The following is a 14,530-nucleotide window of genomic DNA, read 5'->3' on the forward strand; positions in this document are numbered from 1 at the left end:
TGTGAGCTTCAAGCACACGGTGCAACTGTGGACAGAGTGGGTCTCGCGAGGCCTCTCGGCCACGAAGGATTGCGGGCGGCTATTCACGTTGATCGCACAATGCAGGGTCGGCCATCGACCCGGACGCATCGAGCCGCGAATGCGAAAACGAAGGCCCAAACCCTACCCCTGGTTGAAGGTGCCCCGCGACCAGGCTCGCCGACACGTCCAGAGGCATGGTCATGCCTATGAGCCAAAGTAAGTGCCATTCCGTTTAAGGAAACTCCCATGCGTCGGCGCATGGACAGCCGTTACGACGGCACGGCGCCGAAAAACAGGCCAGCGCGGCGCGATCCACCGGCTACATAACCCGACCTGCGGCAGGTTGACAGACTGAGAGACTGACGGTCAGCAGGTCAGTACTAGTTGGGATCCCACTCCGACAACCGCCCCGACACCAGCCCAAAGCGCCGGCCGCACCGCGTTGCCAGCGTTTCATCATGCGTCACCAGTACAAACGCGGTGCCGAAGTCGCGCGCCAGTTGCAGCATCAGTTCAAACACACCATCGGCCGTAGACCTGTCGAGGTTGCCGGTTGGCTCGTCTGCCAGCACGCAGGCGGGCTGCGTGACCAGTGCGCGCGCAATCGCCACGCGCTGGCGCTCGCCGCCTGAGAGCTCGGACGGGCGATGATGGATGCGGTCCTTCAGGCCCACGCTTGCCAGCATGTTGGTAGCGGTTTGCGCAGATTCCGCTGGGGTTTGGCGCCTGATCCATAAGGGCATGGCGACGTTGTCGAGGGCGCTGAACTCGGGCAGCAGATGGTGGAACTGGTAGACAAAGCCCAGGTGCTGGTTGCGCAAGCGTCCCTGCTCGGCCGCTGACAGCGTTGACAGGGTTTGGCCCATCAGCTCGACCTGCCCGCCGGTGGGCGCATCCAGCCCGCCCATCAAATGCAGCAAGGTGCTTTTGCCCGAACCCGAAGCGCCGACGATGGCCAACGTTTCGCCGGCGTGCACCTGCAGGTCTACGCCGCGCAGCACGGTCAGGTCAATGGGGCCTTCGTGGAAGCGTTTGGTGAGGCCTTGGGCTTTCAGCACGACTTTGTTTTGGAGCGGGGAGCCCTCACCCCCGCCCTCTCCCAGGGGGAGAGGGAGTGAAGCCCCGGGGAGCGAAGCCTTGGGGAGCGAAGCCTCGCGGAGTGAATCCATGTTGTCTTTATTCATAACGCAGGGCCTCGGCCGGGTTCACCTGGCTGGCGCGCCAGCTGGGGTAAATGGTCGCCAGAAATGCCAGCACCAGCGAGATGACAGCAATCGGCATGATGTCGGCGTACTGCGGCTCGCTGGGCATGCGGCTGATCAGGTAGATGTCGCGGGGCAGGAAGCTCGCATTGAGCAGCCGCTCCAGCGCCGGCACGATGACATCGATATTGAGGGCGATGCCCAGGCCCAGCAGCAGGCCCGAGAAGGTGCCGATCACGCCGACCAGGGCGCCTTGCACCATGAAGATCTTCATGATGCTCTGGGGGCTGGCGCCCAGGGTGCGCAGGATGGCGATGTCGGCGCGCTTGTCGGTCACCGTCATCACCAGCGTGCTGACCAGGTTGAAGGCCGCCACCGCCACGATCAGCGTCAGGATGATGAACATCATGCGTTTTTCGAGCTGCACCGCCGCAAACCAGGTCTTGTTCTGCCGTGTCCAGTCGCGAATCAGCAGGTCCCCGGTCAGGCTTCTGGACAGTTCCAGCGCCACCTCGCGCGCCTGGTGCAAATCTTTCAGCTTGATGCGGATGCCGGTAGGGCCCTCCAGCCTGAAAATCCTGGCGGCATCGTCCTGGTGCAGCATGACGAGCGCGGAGTCGTATTCAAAGTGGCCTGAATCAAAGGTGCCCACCACCGTCATTTGCTTGAGGCGCGGCACCACGCCCGCCGGCGTGACCTGGCCGCTGGGCGCAATCAGGGTGACGGTGTCGCCTTCGCGCACCCCCATGGACCGCGCCAGTTCGCCGCCCAGCACCACGCCAAAACCGCCGCTGACCAGCTTGGGAAAGGCGGTGTCCTTCAATTGCGCAGCCAGGTCGGTGACCTGCCCTTCCAGCGCCGGATCGATGCCGCGCACCAGCGTGCCTTTCATGTCTTCGCCGCGCGCGAGCAGGGCCTGCGCGGCAATAAAAGTGGCAGCGCCTGCGACCTGCGGGTTGGCCTTGATCTCGGCCAGGGTTTTCTGCGGGTCGGGCAAGGCAGTGCCATTGGGCGCGAACACCTCGATGTGCGAAATCACGCCAAGCATGCGGTCGCGCACTTCCTTCTGGAAGCCGTTCATCACGCTCAACACGATGATCAGCGCAGCCACACCCAGCGCGATGCCCAGCATGGACACGCCCGAAATAAAAGAGATAAAGCCGTTGCGCCGCGTGGCCCGGCCAGCCCGGGTGTAGCGCCAGCCCAGAATCAACTCGTAGGGGATTTGCATTCTTAACCTGGCAACCGCAGCTGACCGCTTGTGACTGATCTGAACGAACATTTGTAAATTGACATTTCTTGCCTTCACGACCGATATCGTTGAACGAACACGCTGCACACCCGAGGACGGGCGCGTCCAGCTACCGTTACCAGGTTCAATTGTGGCATCCCGGACAATAGCCCCATGCCAGCCCCGTCCTCATCCCCGCCAGCTTCCCCGCCCCCTCACCTGCTGATTCCATTTGCAGCCTGCAGCACGGAGGCATGGCTGCCGGCCATGCAGGCGTTGCCACGCGACAGCACGCGTCATCTCGGCGAGCTGCTGCGCGGCATGAAACAGACACACATGGATACGGGCGAGCCCTATTCGCTGTCGCCGCCGCATGAACGCGCTCTGGGCCGGGCGCTGGGCCTGGTTCAGCCCGGCACGCCGGATGGCCTGATTCCCTGGGCGGCCAGGGATGCAGCCGGGCAGCGGCATGACGCGGGCAACAAAGCCTGGGCCTGGATCACGCCCTGCCACTGGGCCATGGGGCGCGAACACGCCACGCTGACCGACCCGGCCGCGCTGGCCCTGCGCGAAGACGAATCGCGCGCCCTGCTGGCGGCCATGCAACCCTACTTTGAAACCGACGGCATTACGCTGCATTACCTGTCACCCGAGCGCTGGCTGGCCGAGGGCGAGCTGTTTCGCACCCTGCCCACGGCCTCGCTGGACCGGGTGCTGGGCCGCAACGTGGATGCGTGGTTGCCCGACGCCGGCAGCACCAGCCACCGCACGCAGGAGGCACACGATGTGAAAAGCGCAGCGGCCAAAATCATGCGCCGCCTGCAAAATGAAATGCAGATGCTGCTTTACACGCACCCTTTGAATGACGAGCGGGCCACGCGACGCCAGTTGCCGGTCAACTCCTTCTGGCTCAGTGGTACCGGCGCATTGCCGTCCTTGCCGGCGCCCGGGGTGAATGGGCAGGTCAGCGTGCCGCGCGGCCTGGCCCAGGCCGCCTTTCATGATGACTGGGCCGCTTATGCACAAGCCTGGGCCGCACTGGACGCGGGTGAAATCGCCGGCCTGCTGAAACGCCAGCGCATGGGCGAGTCCGTGCGCCTGACCTTGTGCGGTGAGCGCAGCGCCCAAACCTATGAAAGCAGCCGCCCCGGCCTGTTTGCCAGAGTTTCAAGCCTTTTAACCCCCACCCCACCGGTGGAAGAAGTACTCAAACAACTCTGATCAAACAGCTCTAATCAGGCAGTTCCAATCAGGCAGCTCTAGGAATGACAGCAAGAATGACAGTAAGAATCACGCCATGAAAATACAGGTACGCGACGTGCCGCCGCGCAGCGTCTGGGCGCTGCAGCAGGGCGGCGTTCACCCCTTGCTGGCTCAGCTCTATGCGGCGCGGGGTGTTCACTCGATGGACGAACTCGACGACGGGCTGGGTAAATTGCTGCCGCCGGCCTCGCTGCGCGGCAACCGCGAAGCCGCGCAGTTGCTGGCCGATGCCATGGCCGCCGGGAAGAAAATCTGCGTGGTGGCCGACTATGACTGCGACGGCGCCACCGCCTGCGCCGTGGCCCTGCGCGGCCTGCGCCTGCTGGGCGCACAGAACGTGAGCTACCTGGTGCCCGACCGGGTGATTGACGGCTACGGCCTCACGCCGCCGATAGCCGAGCGGGTGAAGGCCACCGGCGCGGATGTGCTGGTCACTGTGGACAACGGCATTGCCAGCCTGGAGGGCGTGGCACGGGCCAAGGCGCTGGGCATGCAGGTACTGGTGACCGACCACCACCTGCCGGCGCTGCATGACGGCCAGGTGGTGCTGCCCGCCGCCGACGTGATCGTCAACCCGAACCAGCCCGATTGCAGCTTTGAAAGCAAATCGATGGCCGGTGTGGGCGTGATGTTTTATGTGCTGCTGGCGCTGCGCGCCGAACTGCGCGAGCGTGGCGTGTTCGGCCGTCCCGCCGCCGGGCCGCCCCTAGGGGGGACAGCCCCCTCGGGGGGCAGCACAGCACACGAAGTGGCAAGCGTGGGGGCCATTCCTCAACCGAAGCTGGACACACTGCTGCCGCTGGTCGCACTCGGCACGGTGGCCGATGTGGTCAGGCTGGACGCCAACAACCGCCGCCTGGTGGCGCAGGGACTCAAGCGCATTCGTGCGGGCGCGCTGCCGGCCGGCCTGGCAGGCCTGTTCACCGCAGCCGGCCGCCACGCAGCGCTGGCCACCACCTTCGATTTCGGCTTTGCACTCGGCCCGCGCATCAATGCGGCTGGCCGCCTCGCCGACATGACGCTGGGCATTGAATGCCTGCTCACGGATGACGCGGCGCGGGCCGGCGAGCTGGCCCGCATGCTGGACGGCATCAACCGCGAACGCCGGGACATCGAGGCGGGCATGCGCGAGCAGGCCCAGCTGGCGGCTGACGCCATGATTGATGAGGATGAAGAACCGCCGCCGGCCATCGCGATTTTTGACCCCGAGTTTCACGAAGGCGTGGTCGGCATCGTGGCCTCGCGCATCAAGGACAAACTGCACCGCCCGACCTTTGTCTTTGCCGCCAGCCAGGCACCGGGCAAGGAGCACGAGCTCAAGGGTTCAGGCCGCTCGATTGCCGGCTTTCATCTGCGCGACGCGCTGGACCTGGTCGCCAAACGCCACCCGGGCGTGCTGTTGCGCTTTGGTGGCCACGCCATGGCGGCCGGCTGCACCATTGCCGAAGAGCGCTTTGAGCAGTTCGAACAAGCGCTGCAACAAGTCGCCCACGAGTGGCTGGATGCCGCCACGCTGACGCGGCGCCTGGACACCGACGGTCCGCTGCCGGCCGAGTACCGCCGTACCGATGTGGTGGACACCTTGCACCGGGAAGTCTGGGGACAGGGGTTTGCGGCCCCCACCTTCAGCGAGGAAGTCGAAGTGGTGTCACAACGGCTGGTGGGTGAAAAACACCTGGCCCTGAAACTGAAGCATCAGGGCCAACCGGTGGACGGTATCTGGTTCGGTCACACCACGGCACTGCCCGCGCGCGTGACGATCGCGTTCAGGCTGGATGCCGATGAGTGGCAGGGCGTCAAGCGCGTGCGCTTTTTGGTAGAAGGCGCCGAGCTTTAGCGTGGTTTTGCAGGGTGTGTCGCGGGGGCTTGCGGGCGAGACGGCAACACCGCGCTGGTTGTCTGCCTGCGTGTAGAGGGCCCTGTCCGACGGTGCTTGGGTGGAGCCGCCTACAGTCCGGCGCAGGGGCGGCGGCAATGATTGGCGTATAGCTACGCTGCATCGGCGCGTCAACCACCCAAAGGACATCATGAACACCATCATTTACATCGTAGGCCTCGTCGTGATCATCGGCGTCATCCTGTCGTATTTCGGTTTTCGCTGAGCTCAGCCTGGCGAGCTGCGATAGCCAACTGGCGATGGCTAGCTGATGATGGCATAGTCTCCGCCACGCTCCAGGGCACGCTGGTAAGCCGGCCTGGCATGAATGCGCTGGAGAAAATCCATCAACCGGGGCCGGCTTGCGTTCAACCCGCCCCGCGCGGCAGCGGCTTCCAGCGGGAAACTCATCTGAATGTCGGCGCCGCTGAATTCGTCACCGGCAAACCAGCCGCTCTCGCCCAATGAGGCTTCCAGATAATCCAGATGCTGCCTGATCTGCGGCTCGATGAAGGATGCCTTGACCTTGCCGGCAATCGCCCGGGCGATCGGCTTGACCAAAAACGGCATGGGCGCGGTCTCAATCCTGTCGAACACCAGCTTGAGCAAGAGCGGCGGCATGGCCGAGCCCTCGGCGTAATGCAGCCAGTAGCTGTAGCGCAGACGCGCCGGCGTACCGGCAGCGGGGGCCAGGCGCCCCGCACCATGACGCTCGATGAGGTAGTCGATGATGGCCCCCGACTCCGCCAGCGTCAGGCCGCCGTCGGTGATGACGGGCGACTTGCCCAGCGGGTGCACAGCGCGCAGCGAAGCCGGCGCCAGCATGGTTTGGGGATCGCGCTCGTAACGCTGAATGTCATAGGCCAGGCCCAGCTCTTCAAGCAGCCAGACGATGCGCTGTGAACGGGAATTGTTCAGGTGGTGAAGGGTGATCATGGGCAATTCCCCGGTGAGATCAAAGGTCAAATCAAAGGCAAGGGTCAAATTGAGCAGCCATGGCAGGCAATGGCCTCTCCCTCTCCAATAGCAAAAACTGGGCCCCACCCGCGCCCGGTCAGCCGTATTCGCTGCAGCCGCAGGTCATAGCGCCTAAAATGGGATTGTGACGTTCAAAAACATCCTCAATGCCGATCTGCATTGCCATTCCGTCGTATCCGACGGCACCTTGACCCCGGAGGCCCTGGCAGAGCGCGCCAAAACCAACGGCGTGGAGTTGTGGGCCCTGACAGACCATGACGAGATTGGCGGCCAGCAGCGTGCCGCGGCCGCCGCCAGTGCGCAGGGGCTGTATTACCTCACCGGCACGGAAATATCGGTCACCTTTGCCGGCGAGACCGTGCACATTGTGGGCCTGGGTTTTGATGCCGACGATGCAGACTTGCAGCAAGGTCTGCGCAACACGCGGGGCGGGCGTGAGCAGCGCGCCATGGAAATGTCTGACGGCCTGGCCAAGGTAGGCATCAAAGGGGCTTACGAAGGGGCCCTGAAGTTTGTCGGCAACCCCGAGCTGATTTCGCGCACGCACTTTGCCCGCTTTCTGGTGGAGTCCGGCGTGTGCCGCGAAACAGCCGACGTCTTTCGCAAATACCTCACCGAAGGCAAACCCGGTTATGTGCCCCATCGCTGGGCCAATCTGCGTGACGCTGTGGGCTGGATCACGAAGGCCCAGGGCGTGGCGGTTATCGCCCATCCGGGCCGCTACAAGTTCACACCCAATGAAGAGTACGCGCTCTTCACCGAATTCAAGACGCATGGGGGGCAAGGGGTTGAAGTCGTCACGGGCAGCCACACCCCGCAGGAATACCTGAAATACGCCGAAACCGCCAGGGAATTCGGCCTGGCGGCCTCGCGCGGCAGCGACTTTCACAGCCCCGACGAGAGCCACACCGACCTGGGCACCTTGCCCTTTTTGCCGGGTGAACTCACCCCGGTATGGGACCTGCTGGCGGACCGGATCCAGTAATGGCCGGCCCCGCAAGAACCGCTCCCCACGCTCTGACCGGCATCGCGCTCCAGGTGGCGGCGATGGCCTGCTTTGCCCTGCTGGACACCACCACCAAATTCATCAGCGCGAGTGTGCCGGTGCTGATGGCCCTGTGGTTCCGCTATGCCTTCCAGGCGGTTGCCACCACGGCGGCCGTGCTGCCGACGCGCGGCCGCTCGCTGCTGCGCACGGCTCACCCCCGCTTTCAATGCCTGCGTGGCGTGCTGCTGCTGACCTCGAGCATGCTGGCGTTCTTCAGCCTCAAGTACATGCCAGTAGGCGAATTCACGGCCATCGTGATGATCTCGCCGCTCATCATCACCCTGCTCGCCTCGCTGACGCTGGGCGAGCGGGTCTCGGTGCTGCGCTGGGCGCTGGTGGTCGGCGGCTTCATGGGCACCCTGATCATCATCCGCCCGGGCGACGACACCTTTGACTGGACGATGCTGCTGCCGCTGGCGCTGGTGGCCTGCCACGCCTGGTTCCAGATCCTGACCAGCCGCCTCGCCCGCACTGAAGACCCCGTCACCATGCATTTTTATACCGGCTGGGTGGGCACACTGATCGCATCGCTGGCGCTGCCGTTTGCCTGGACGTGGCTGGACTCCTGGACGCTGTGGGCCGGCCTGATGCTCATGGGGGTCATGGGCACCGTTGGGCATTTCATGATGATCCTGGCCTATGGCCGGGCACCGGCGTCGACCCTGACACCCTTTCTCTACACCCAGATCGGCTTTGCCATGATCGGCGGCTGGCTGGCGTTTTCACATGTACCCGATCGCTGGTCGATACTCGGCATAGCGCTGATTGCGGTATGCGGTGCAGCCGGCGCGTGGCTGTCTGTGCGCGAGACCCGGGTGCCCGTTGCCCCCCCTGAATCCTGAAACACCGCCATGGCCCAGTTTTTCGAAGTTCATCCCGACAATCCCCAAATACGGCTGCTCAAACAGGCGGTGAACCTGCTTGCGCGCGGGGGCGTCGCAGCCGTACCGACCGACTCCAGCTACGCGCTGGTCTGCCATCTGGACGACAAGGCCGCGGCCGACAGCCTGCGCCGTATTCGCGGGGTGGATGACAAGCACCACCTCACGCTGCTGTGCCGCGACCTGAGCGAGCTGGCCAACTATGCGCGGGTCGACAACAAGCAGTTCCGCCTGCTCAAGGCGGCCACGCCCGGGCCCTACACCTTCATCCTGGAGGCCAGCAAGGAAGTGCCACGGCGTCTGAGCCACCCGTCCCGCAAAACCATTGGCCTGCGCGTGCCTGGGCACAAGACGCTGCAGGCCTTGCTGGAGCTGCACGGCGCGCCGTTGCTGGCCACCACGCTGATCCTTCCCGGACCCGGCAGCCCGCCCCACGAACCGCTCAACGATGCGCGCGAGATCCGCGACCAGCTGGAGCATGAACTGGCCGCCGTGATCGACGCGGGCGCCTGCCACCAGGCGCCCACCACCGTGATCGACCTGACGCCCATGGGCGAGGGCGGCGAACCGGTGGTGGTCCGCAAGGGCCGTGGCGACCTAGCGGCGCTGGGCCTGTAAGCGCGTCTGAGACAATCCGGGGATGGATATCGCCAACCTCATTCAAACCATCGCCATTTATGCGCTCCCCGTGCTGTTTGCCATCACGGTGCATGAGGCGGCGCACGGCTACGTGGCCCGCCACTTCGGTGACAACACCGCCTGGGCGCAGGGCCGCGTCACACTCAACCCGCTCAAGCACATCGACCCGCTGGGCACCATCGTGATGCCCCTGGTGCTGTACCTGGCCACATCGGGCGCATTTTTGTTCGGCTACGCCAAACCGGTGCCGGTGGAGTTCGGCAAACTGCGCAACCCCAAGCGCGACATGGTCTGGGTGGCGTTGGCCGGCCCCGGCGCCAATCTCCTTCAGGCCCTGCTGTGGGGCATCTTGCTGTATCTGCTGCGCGGCGCCAACATGACCGAACCGTTTTTCATCAGGATGTGCCAGGCGGGCGTGCTGGTCAATGTGGTGATGTTTGTCTTCAACCTGTTTCCGCTGCCGCCGCTGGACGGTGGCCGCATTCTGGTCGGTCTGCTGCCCTACAAACAGGCGTTGCTGGTTTCGCGCATCGAGCCCTGGGGCTTTTTTGTGGTGATGGCGCTGGTGATTGCCGGCGTGATCAGCAATCTCTGGATGCGCCCGCTAATGGCGCTGACCTACACCTTTCTGGAAACCGTGTTGATGCCCCTGGCCATGCTGGTGCGATGATGATGACCAACCCACAAACTGACGCCAGTGTGCGTTCCACCCCCAGCGCCTCGCCGCTGCGCTTCCTGACCGGCATTACCACCACGGGTACGCCCCACCTGGGCAACTTCGTGGGCTCGATCCGGCCGTCGGTGGCCGCCAGCCGCCTGCCCGGCGTGCAGAGTTTTTACTTTCTTGCCGACTACCACGCACTGATCAAATGCGACGAGCCCGCGCGCATCCAGCGCTCCACGCTGGAAATAGCCGCCAGCTGGCTGGCCGCCGGACTGGACCCCGAGCGCGTGACGTTTTACCGCCAGTCCGACATCCCGGAAATTCCCGAACTCACGTGGCTGCTGACCTGCGTCACCGGCAAGGGCGTGCTGAACCGCGCCCATGCCTATAAGGCCTCGGTCGACAAGAACATGGCCGCCGGCAGTGATCCGGATGCCGATGTCACGGCCGGCCTGTTCATGTACCCGGTGCTCATGGGCGCCGATATCCTGATGTTCAAGACGCACAAGGTGCCGGTCGGGCGCGACCAGATCCAGCACATTGAAATGGCGCGCGACATGGCGCAGCGCTTCAACCATCTGTATGGCGAGCACCTGGTGTTGCCGGAAGCGGTGATTGAAGAATCCGTGGCGCTGCTGCCCGGCCTGGACGGGCGCAAGATGAGCAAGAGCTACGACAACACCATTCCTCTGTTCACGCCGCGCGAGCAGCTGCGCAAGGCCATCAGCGGCATCGTGACCGACTCGCGCGCGCCGGGCGAGCCCAAGGAAGTCGAAGGCTCCGCGCTGTTCCAGATTTACCAGGCTTTCGCCAGCGTGGAAGAGACGGCCGCGCTGCGCCATGCTTATGCCGACGGCATTGCGTGGGGCGATGCCAAACAGATGCTCTTCGAGCGCATAGACCGCGAAGTGGCGCCCATGCGCGAGCAGTACCAGACGCTGATCAACGATGCCGGCCGCCTCGAAGCCGTCCTTCTGGCCGGCGCCGAGAAAGCCCGCGCTGTGGCAAAACCTTTCATGGCCGAGCTGCGCCAGGCCGTGGGGCTGCGCAGCCTGGGCTCAGGCGCGGTGGCCGCGCCCAAAAACAAGGCGGCCAAAACCGCGGCCCCGGCCTTCAAGCAATACCGCGAAAAAGACGGCCGGTTTTATTTCAAGCTGCTGGACGCCGATGCCCGCCTGCTGCTGCAAAGCCAGGGTTTTGACTCGCCACGCGACGCAGCGCAAACCATTTCAGCCCTGCAGAAAGAAGGTCCCGCCGCGCTGGCCGCGCTGCAGGACAAGGTCGCTGCGGCACCCGGCATTTCAGCCAGTGATGTGGCTGCGGCTTTGCAGTTTTTTGCGGCTGGCGTTCACTGAGGACCGGCGGCACCGGGGGTCGGGACTGCCAGGGAGGCGTGGCGTCTGACCGCCCCGCCAGATGACAGGTATCGGGCATGACCGCAATCACCCGAGAGAAATCAGGGACTCCTTGAACTGTTGTTTTTTTGAAGCAGACCCGAGAAAATATACCGAAACTTCGGGATTTTCCATGCCCTGAATTTGACTTTCACCAGTTATGCTCAGCAGCTGCCGAATCGATACTTCACCCCTGAATTAATGAGCATTTTTGTTATAGACGACCATCCCCTGATGCGGGAAGCCGTTGTCATGCTGATACGCCGTTTGAGCAGCAAGGCCACCGTGACCGAGCTGGACCGGCTGGCCGCTGTCATGCCCGCCGTAGAACAGCATGGCGTGCCGGAATTGATCTGCCTGGATCTCAAGCTGCCCGACACCAATGGCGTGTCCGGGGTGCGCGAACTCAAACGGCAGTTTCCGGATGTTCCGCTGGTGGTGCTCTCGGCTGCGCCTGCCCAGGACTATGAAGACCTCTCGATCGAAGCCGGTGCCGACGCCTATATTCAAAAATCCGCAGGCGCCACCGAAATCTCCAATGTCTTGCGCATCTTCCTGAACGAAGAACTGGAGCCCGCATCCGCCGCTCCCACCGAAAAGCTGTCCAAGCGCCAGAAGCAACTGCTGGTCATGCTCGACAAGGGCATGAGCAACCGTGATATTGCAGAAGAGCTTCAAATCAGCGAGCACACCGTCAAAGTGCATCTGTGGCGCCTGTTCCGGCGCCTCAACGTCAAGAGCCGCTCGCAGGCCAGTCATCTTGCGCGAACCCAGGGCCTGCTGTAGCCGCCGGGCTCGCGCCTCCGGCGTCATCGCCAGGACTCGTCAGCTCTACCCAGAACACACTTCCCCGGCCGGCCCGGGATGACATGCCCACCGGGTGGTTGAGCACGTAGCTCAGACGGGAGACGATGGCCAGCCCCAGGCCGAAGCCATCTTCCGTGCCCTGCCGGGGAATCCGGTAAAACTCCTGAAAAATCGCCTGCTGGTGGGTTTGGGCTATGCCCACGCCGGTGTCCCAGATCTCAATGCAGCGCACACCGCGTCTTTGCCGCACAGCCAGCAACACGCCGCCCTGATGGGTGTTGCGCAAGGCGTTCGACAGCAGGTTGCCCACCAGCCGCTTGAGCAGCACCGGGTCAGACCTGACCTTGCCGGGCACCGTCCGGGTCCTCAACCGCAGGCCACGCTCCACGGCCAAGGGGGCATATTGCACCTCCAGGTCCTGGATAAGGCCCGTCAAGTCAACCTCCTGCAGGTTGACCTTCGACGGATCTGAATCCAGCCCGGCAAGATCAAAAAGGGAGTTGAACAAATCCTGGACGGCCTTGGTAGAGCGGACGATTTTGGGCGCGATCTGCGAGACGAATTGCGGTTCCGCAGCCAGCCAGTCGGCATACAGGCCCAGCGCGTGGACTGGTTGGCGCAAGTCATGGGCAGCACTGGCGATAAACCGGTTTTTGATGTCTACCGCCTCCAGCGCCGCCCGGCTTTTTTCGGTCAGGGAAGCGATCAGTTTCGAATTGTCAAATTGCAATACGAGATTGGACCGCTGCACTTCATGAAACCGTTTACCCGAAATGCGGATCACGGCCCAGTAAATCAGGATCAGTGCCACCATCCCATAGGTATTGAAAGTGGAAGGAATGCCACGCTCCAGGACGAGGTGGTAGACCAGGGCAGCCAGCACCGCAAGCACCAGTCCATTGACATAGCCTGAAAAGTACCGCAGGTAGGCTGAGAAAGTTCCCACGGCGAAACCGGCCATGCCGATCAGAACGGTCATGCAAATAAACTGGTCGTAGACCGGCGCCTTCAGGAAGAACACAAACATGGAGCTTCCCCAGATCACGGCGCTCAACGGCCATATCCAGCCGTAGCGCGCCATGAACGCCTGGAGCGGCGCACCGCTGACCCCCTTGAACTGACTGTGGTAGATGCTGATGACGCGAAAGCGTACCAGGGTGACAGCCACAATCGCCATCGCCCAGAGCCAGAGGCCGACGGGCTCCACGTGACCGTGCAGGATCATCACGATAACGACCACCACGGCCAATGCCGCATGCAAGGCGGGCCGGGCATACCGCATGAAGGTATGGATCAACTCCATTTCAACCCAGGCATCGCGCGGGATCTGCGGAACGCTCTTGGTTTGAACGCTCCTGTCGGTGCCGTTCACTGCAGTGGGGCTCATGGGTGCGAGTTTACCGTCGCACTTTTACTGCGGTCTTTTATTACCGTCTTTTATTGCCGTCTTTTACTGCTCGAGCGGCCACCAGACGAATAGACGGTGTTGCACGCAGCTGACGGCGTTGAAATGTGCCGGCGCCATCCGCAGCCATCAGTTAAAGGTCACCCCGGCCCAACGCACCCGGCCAAGCACCGCAAAATCCCGGTCGGGATCCTCATGGCCCTGAATGTCAAACGGCTCATAGGCCTGGTTATAGCTGCTCACACGCAGTATTTTCCTGGGCAGCCTCTGCAGTTTTTTCACGAGCAAGGCGCCGTCGAGCCTGACAACATGAATGCCTTCGGTGAGGGCATCGCGGTCCTGCAAGTCTGTGAGGACGGCGTCTTTTGAGTGCAACCACGGCTCCATGGAAACACCCACCACCATGGACATGGCAATGTCGTTGTGGGCAATGCCCAGGTCATACCTGATGAAGCGGGCATCAAAGGGACGCATTGCAACCACCGACTCGATGTCTTTGAACGCGTCCTTGCCGACCGAAGATTTGAGGTCGAACAACGGCACATAAATAAATGCGTCCACCTGCACTGCATGCACGCTGTTAGGCACCATGGCGGTGAGCCGGGCCTTGCCTGGCCGCTCATCGCCCAGCAAATGCGCCGGTGTGGTGTTGTATTCCTTGGCGAGCACTTCAAGCTCGAACGCGTCCGGCAGGCTGTCACCACGCTCAATGTTCCAGATGGTGTTGCGGTGAACGCCGACAGTGGCCGCCACGTCATTGATCTCCCTTGCCCCCCGCGCCATCCTGCAGCGCTGGCCAAACTGGCGCATGAAGGCTGTCCTGGCTTCGGTCCGCACTGTTTTCAGGCCAGCCTTGTCCGCTGCCGCAGCAGCGTGATGGAGGTACCAGGCGATCGGCTCCTCAACGCCGACCGGCGGCGCTGGCTCGAAGGAATACGGCTCGGCGTCATCGGGCTCCACCGGCGCTGTTTCTTTTGTGCTCATGAACACTATTCTGTGTCCATAGACACAAAAAAGCAAACACAACTGATCGAATGTCAGGAAAAAATCACAAAAATATCAGCGTTAAATAAATCCTTGAGCAAAAACTTGTTGACTTCATTTTGTTTGTGCTGAAAATA

Annotated in this window: 13 protein-coding genes and 1 pseudogene; 9 read left to right on the top strand and 5 right to left on the bottom strand. The window is 62.9% G+C overall.

Translation table 11 applies throughout. The annotated features are described in order from the left end of the window. A pseudogene (locus tag AC1DS5_RS19000) lies at positions 1-241 on the top strand (IS4 family transposase); the annotation flags it as partial. Positions 242-401: 160 nt separating this feature from the next. On the opposite strand, the gene lolD reads toward AC1DS5_RS19000, so the two are convergent. After that, the gene (gene lolD / locus AC1DS5_RS19005; RefSeq protein ID WP_477719813.1) at positions 402-1,079 is read right to left on the bottom strand and encodes a lipoprotein-releasing ABC transporter ATP-binding protein LolD; all 678 of its coding nucleotides are present in this window, start codon (positions 1,077-1,079) and stop codon (positions 402-404) included. A 118-nt stretch (positions 1,080-1,197) separates the two neighbouring features. Beyond that, positions 1,198-2,454, bottom strand: coding sequence for a lipoprotein-releasing ABC transporter permease subunit (locus AC1DS5_RS19010; RefSeq protein WP_477719814.1), 1,257 nt, complete (start codon positions 2,452-2,454; stop codon positions 1,198-1,200). 174 nt (positions 2,455-2,628) lie between these two features. Between AC1DS5_RS19010 and AC1DS5_RS19015 the strand changes: the two genes are divergently transcribed. Further along, on the top strand, positions 2,629-3,675 hold the full coding sequence (locus AC1DS5_RS19015) for a hypothetical protein (RefSeq protein ID WP_477719815.1): 1,047 nt from the start codon (positions 2,629-2,631) through the stop codon (positions 3,673-3,675). Between the two features lie 76 nt (positions 3,676-3,751). Next, the gene (gene recJ, locus AC1DS5_RS19020) at positions 3,752-5,554 is read left to right on the top strand and encodes a single-stranded-DNA-specific exonuclease RecJ (protein WP_477719816.1); all 1,803 of its coding nucleotides are present in this window, start codon (positions 3,752-3,754) and stop codon (positions 5,552-5,554) included. 303 nt (positions 5,555-5,857) lie between these two features. On the opposite strand, the gene AC1DS5_RS19025 is transcribed toward recJ, so the two are convergent. Beyond that, the gene (locus AC1DS5_RS19025) at positions 5,858-6,529 is read right to left on the bottom strand and encodes a glutathione S-transferase (protein WP_477719817.1); all 672 of its coding nucleotides are present in this window, start codon (positions 6,527-6,529) and stop codon (positions 5,858-5,860) included. 166 nt (positions 6,530-6,695) lie between these two features. On the opposite strand from AC1DS5_RS19025, the gene AC1DS5_RS19030 reads away from it, so the two are divergent. The 6 genes from AC1DS5_RS19030 (at position 6,696) to AC1DS5_RS19055 (ending at position 11,983) form a co-directional block, all read left to right on the top strand. Then, on the top strand, positions 6,696-7,556 hold the full coding sequence (locus tag AC1DS5_RS19030; protein WP_477719818.1) for a 3',5'-nucleoside bisphosphate phosphatase: 861 nt from the start codon (positions 6,696-6,698) through the stop codon (positions 7,554-7,556). Further along, positions 7,556-8,461 carry a DMT family transporter gene (locus AC1DS5_RS19035; RefSeq protein WP_477719819.1) on the top strand — a complete coding sequence of 302 codons (906 nt, stop codon included), beginning with the start codon at positions 7,556-7,558 and terminating at the stop codon, positions 8,459-8,461. The genes AC1DS5_RS19030 and AC1DS5_RS19035 overlap by 1 nt, the downstream gene beginning before the upstream one ends. A 9-nt stretch (positions 8,462-8,470) precedes the next feature. Then, on the top strand, positions 8,471-9,118 hold the full coding sequence (locus AC1DS5_RS19040) for an L-threonylcarbamoyladenylate synthase (RefSeq protein ID WP_477719820.1): 648 nt from the start codon (positions 8,471-8,473) through the stop codon (positions 9,116-9,118). A 22-nt stretch (positions 9,119-9,140) separates the two neighbouring features. After that, a complete protein-coding gene (locus AC1DS5_RS19045; protein WP_477719821.1) occupies positions 9,141-9,809 on the top strand; it encodes a site-2 protease family protein in 669 nt (222 codons plus the stop codon). Continuing rightward, entirely contained in the window at positions 9,809-11,158 is a 1,350-nt protein-coding gene (locus AC1DS5_RS19050; RefSeq protein WP_477719945.1) for a tryptophan--tRNA ligase, read from the top strand. The genes AC1DS5_RS19045 and AC1DS5_RS19050 overlap by 1 nt, the downstream gene beginning before the upstream one ends. Before the next feature lie 240 nt (positions 11,159-11,398). Next, positions 11,399-11,983, top strand: a complete 585-nt coding sequence (locus AC1DS5_RS19055) for a LuxR C-terminal-related transcriptional regulator (RefSeq protein WP_477719822.1) — start codon at positions 11,399-11,401, stop codon at positions 11,981-11,983. Here AC1DS5_RS19055 and AC1DS5_RS19060 read toward each other — a convergent pair. Beyond that, positions 11,931-13,391, bottom strand: coding sequence for a sensor histidine kinase (locus AC1DS5_RS19060; RefSeq protein ID WP_477719823.1), 1,461 nt, complete (start codon positions 13,389-13,391; stop codon positions 11,931-11,933). The two genes, AC1DS5_RS19055 and AC1DS5_RS19060, sit on opposite strands and share 53 nt — an antisense overlap. A 147-nt stretch (positions 13,392-13,538) precedes the next feature. Further along, positions 13,539-14,393, bottom strand: coding sequence for an XRE family transcriptional regulator (locus tag AC1DS5_RS19065; protein ID WP_477719824.1), 855 nt, complete (start codon positions 14,391-14,393; stop codon positions 13,539-13,541). Positions 14,394-14,530: the final 137 nt, after the last annotated feature.

It is taken from the genome of Polaromonas sp. P4_H1 (assembly GCF_056400945.1).

What these genes read in the sequence shown, in the direction of transcription:
- AC1DS5_RS19010 (WP_477719814.1), bottom strand. Translation starts at nt 2,454, where the DNA reads ATGCAAATCCCCTACGAGTTGATTCTGGGCTGGCGCTACACCCGGGCT.
- AC1DS5_RS19065 (WP_477719824.1), bottom strand. Translation starts at nt 14,393, where the DNA reads ATGAGCACAAAAGAAACAGCGCCGGTGGAGCCCGATGACGCCGAGCCG.
- AC1DS5_RS19025 (WP_477719817.1), bottom strand. Translation starts at nt 6,529, where the DNA reads ATGATCACCCTTCACCACCTGAACAATTCCCGTTCACAGCGCATCGTC.
- AC1DS5_RS19040 (WP_477719820.1), top strand. Translation starts at nt 8,471, where the DNA reads ATGGCCCAGTTTTTCGAAGTTCATCCCGACAATCCCCAAATACGGCTG.
- AC1DS5_RS19055 (WP_477719822.1), top strand. Translation starts at nt 11,399, where the DNA reads ATGAGCATTTTTGTTATAGACGACCATCCCCTGATGCGGGAAGCCGTT.
- AC1DS5_RS19045 (WP_477719821.1), top strand. Translation starts at nt 9,141, where the DNA reads ATGGATATCGCCAACCTCATTCAAACCATCGCCATTTATGCGCTCCCC.
- AC1DS5_RS19035 (WP_477719819.1), top strand. Translation starts at nt 7,556, where the DNA reads ATGGCCGGCCCCGCAAGAACCGCTCCCCACGCTCTGACCGGCATCGCG.
- AC1DS5_RS19015 (WP_477719815.1), top strand. Translation starts at nt 2,629, where the DNA reads ATGCCAGCCCCGTCCTCATCCCCGCCAGCTTCCCCGCCCCCTCACCTG.
- AC1DS5_RS19060 (WP_477719823.1), bottom strand. Translation starts at nt 13,391, where the DNA reads ATGAGCCCCACTGCAGTGAACGGCACCGACAGGAGCGTTCAAACCAAG.
- AC1DS5_RS19050 (WP_477719945.1), top strand. Translation starts at nt 9,809, where the DNA reads ATGATGACCAACCCACAAACTGACGCCAGTGTGCGTTCCACCCCCAGC.
- recJ (WP_477719816.1), top strand. Translation starts at nt 3,752, where the DNA reads ATGAAAATACAGGTACGCGACGTGCCGCCGCGCAGCGTCTGGGCGCTG.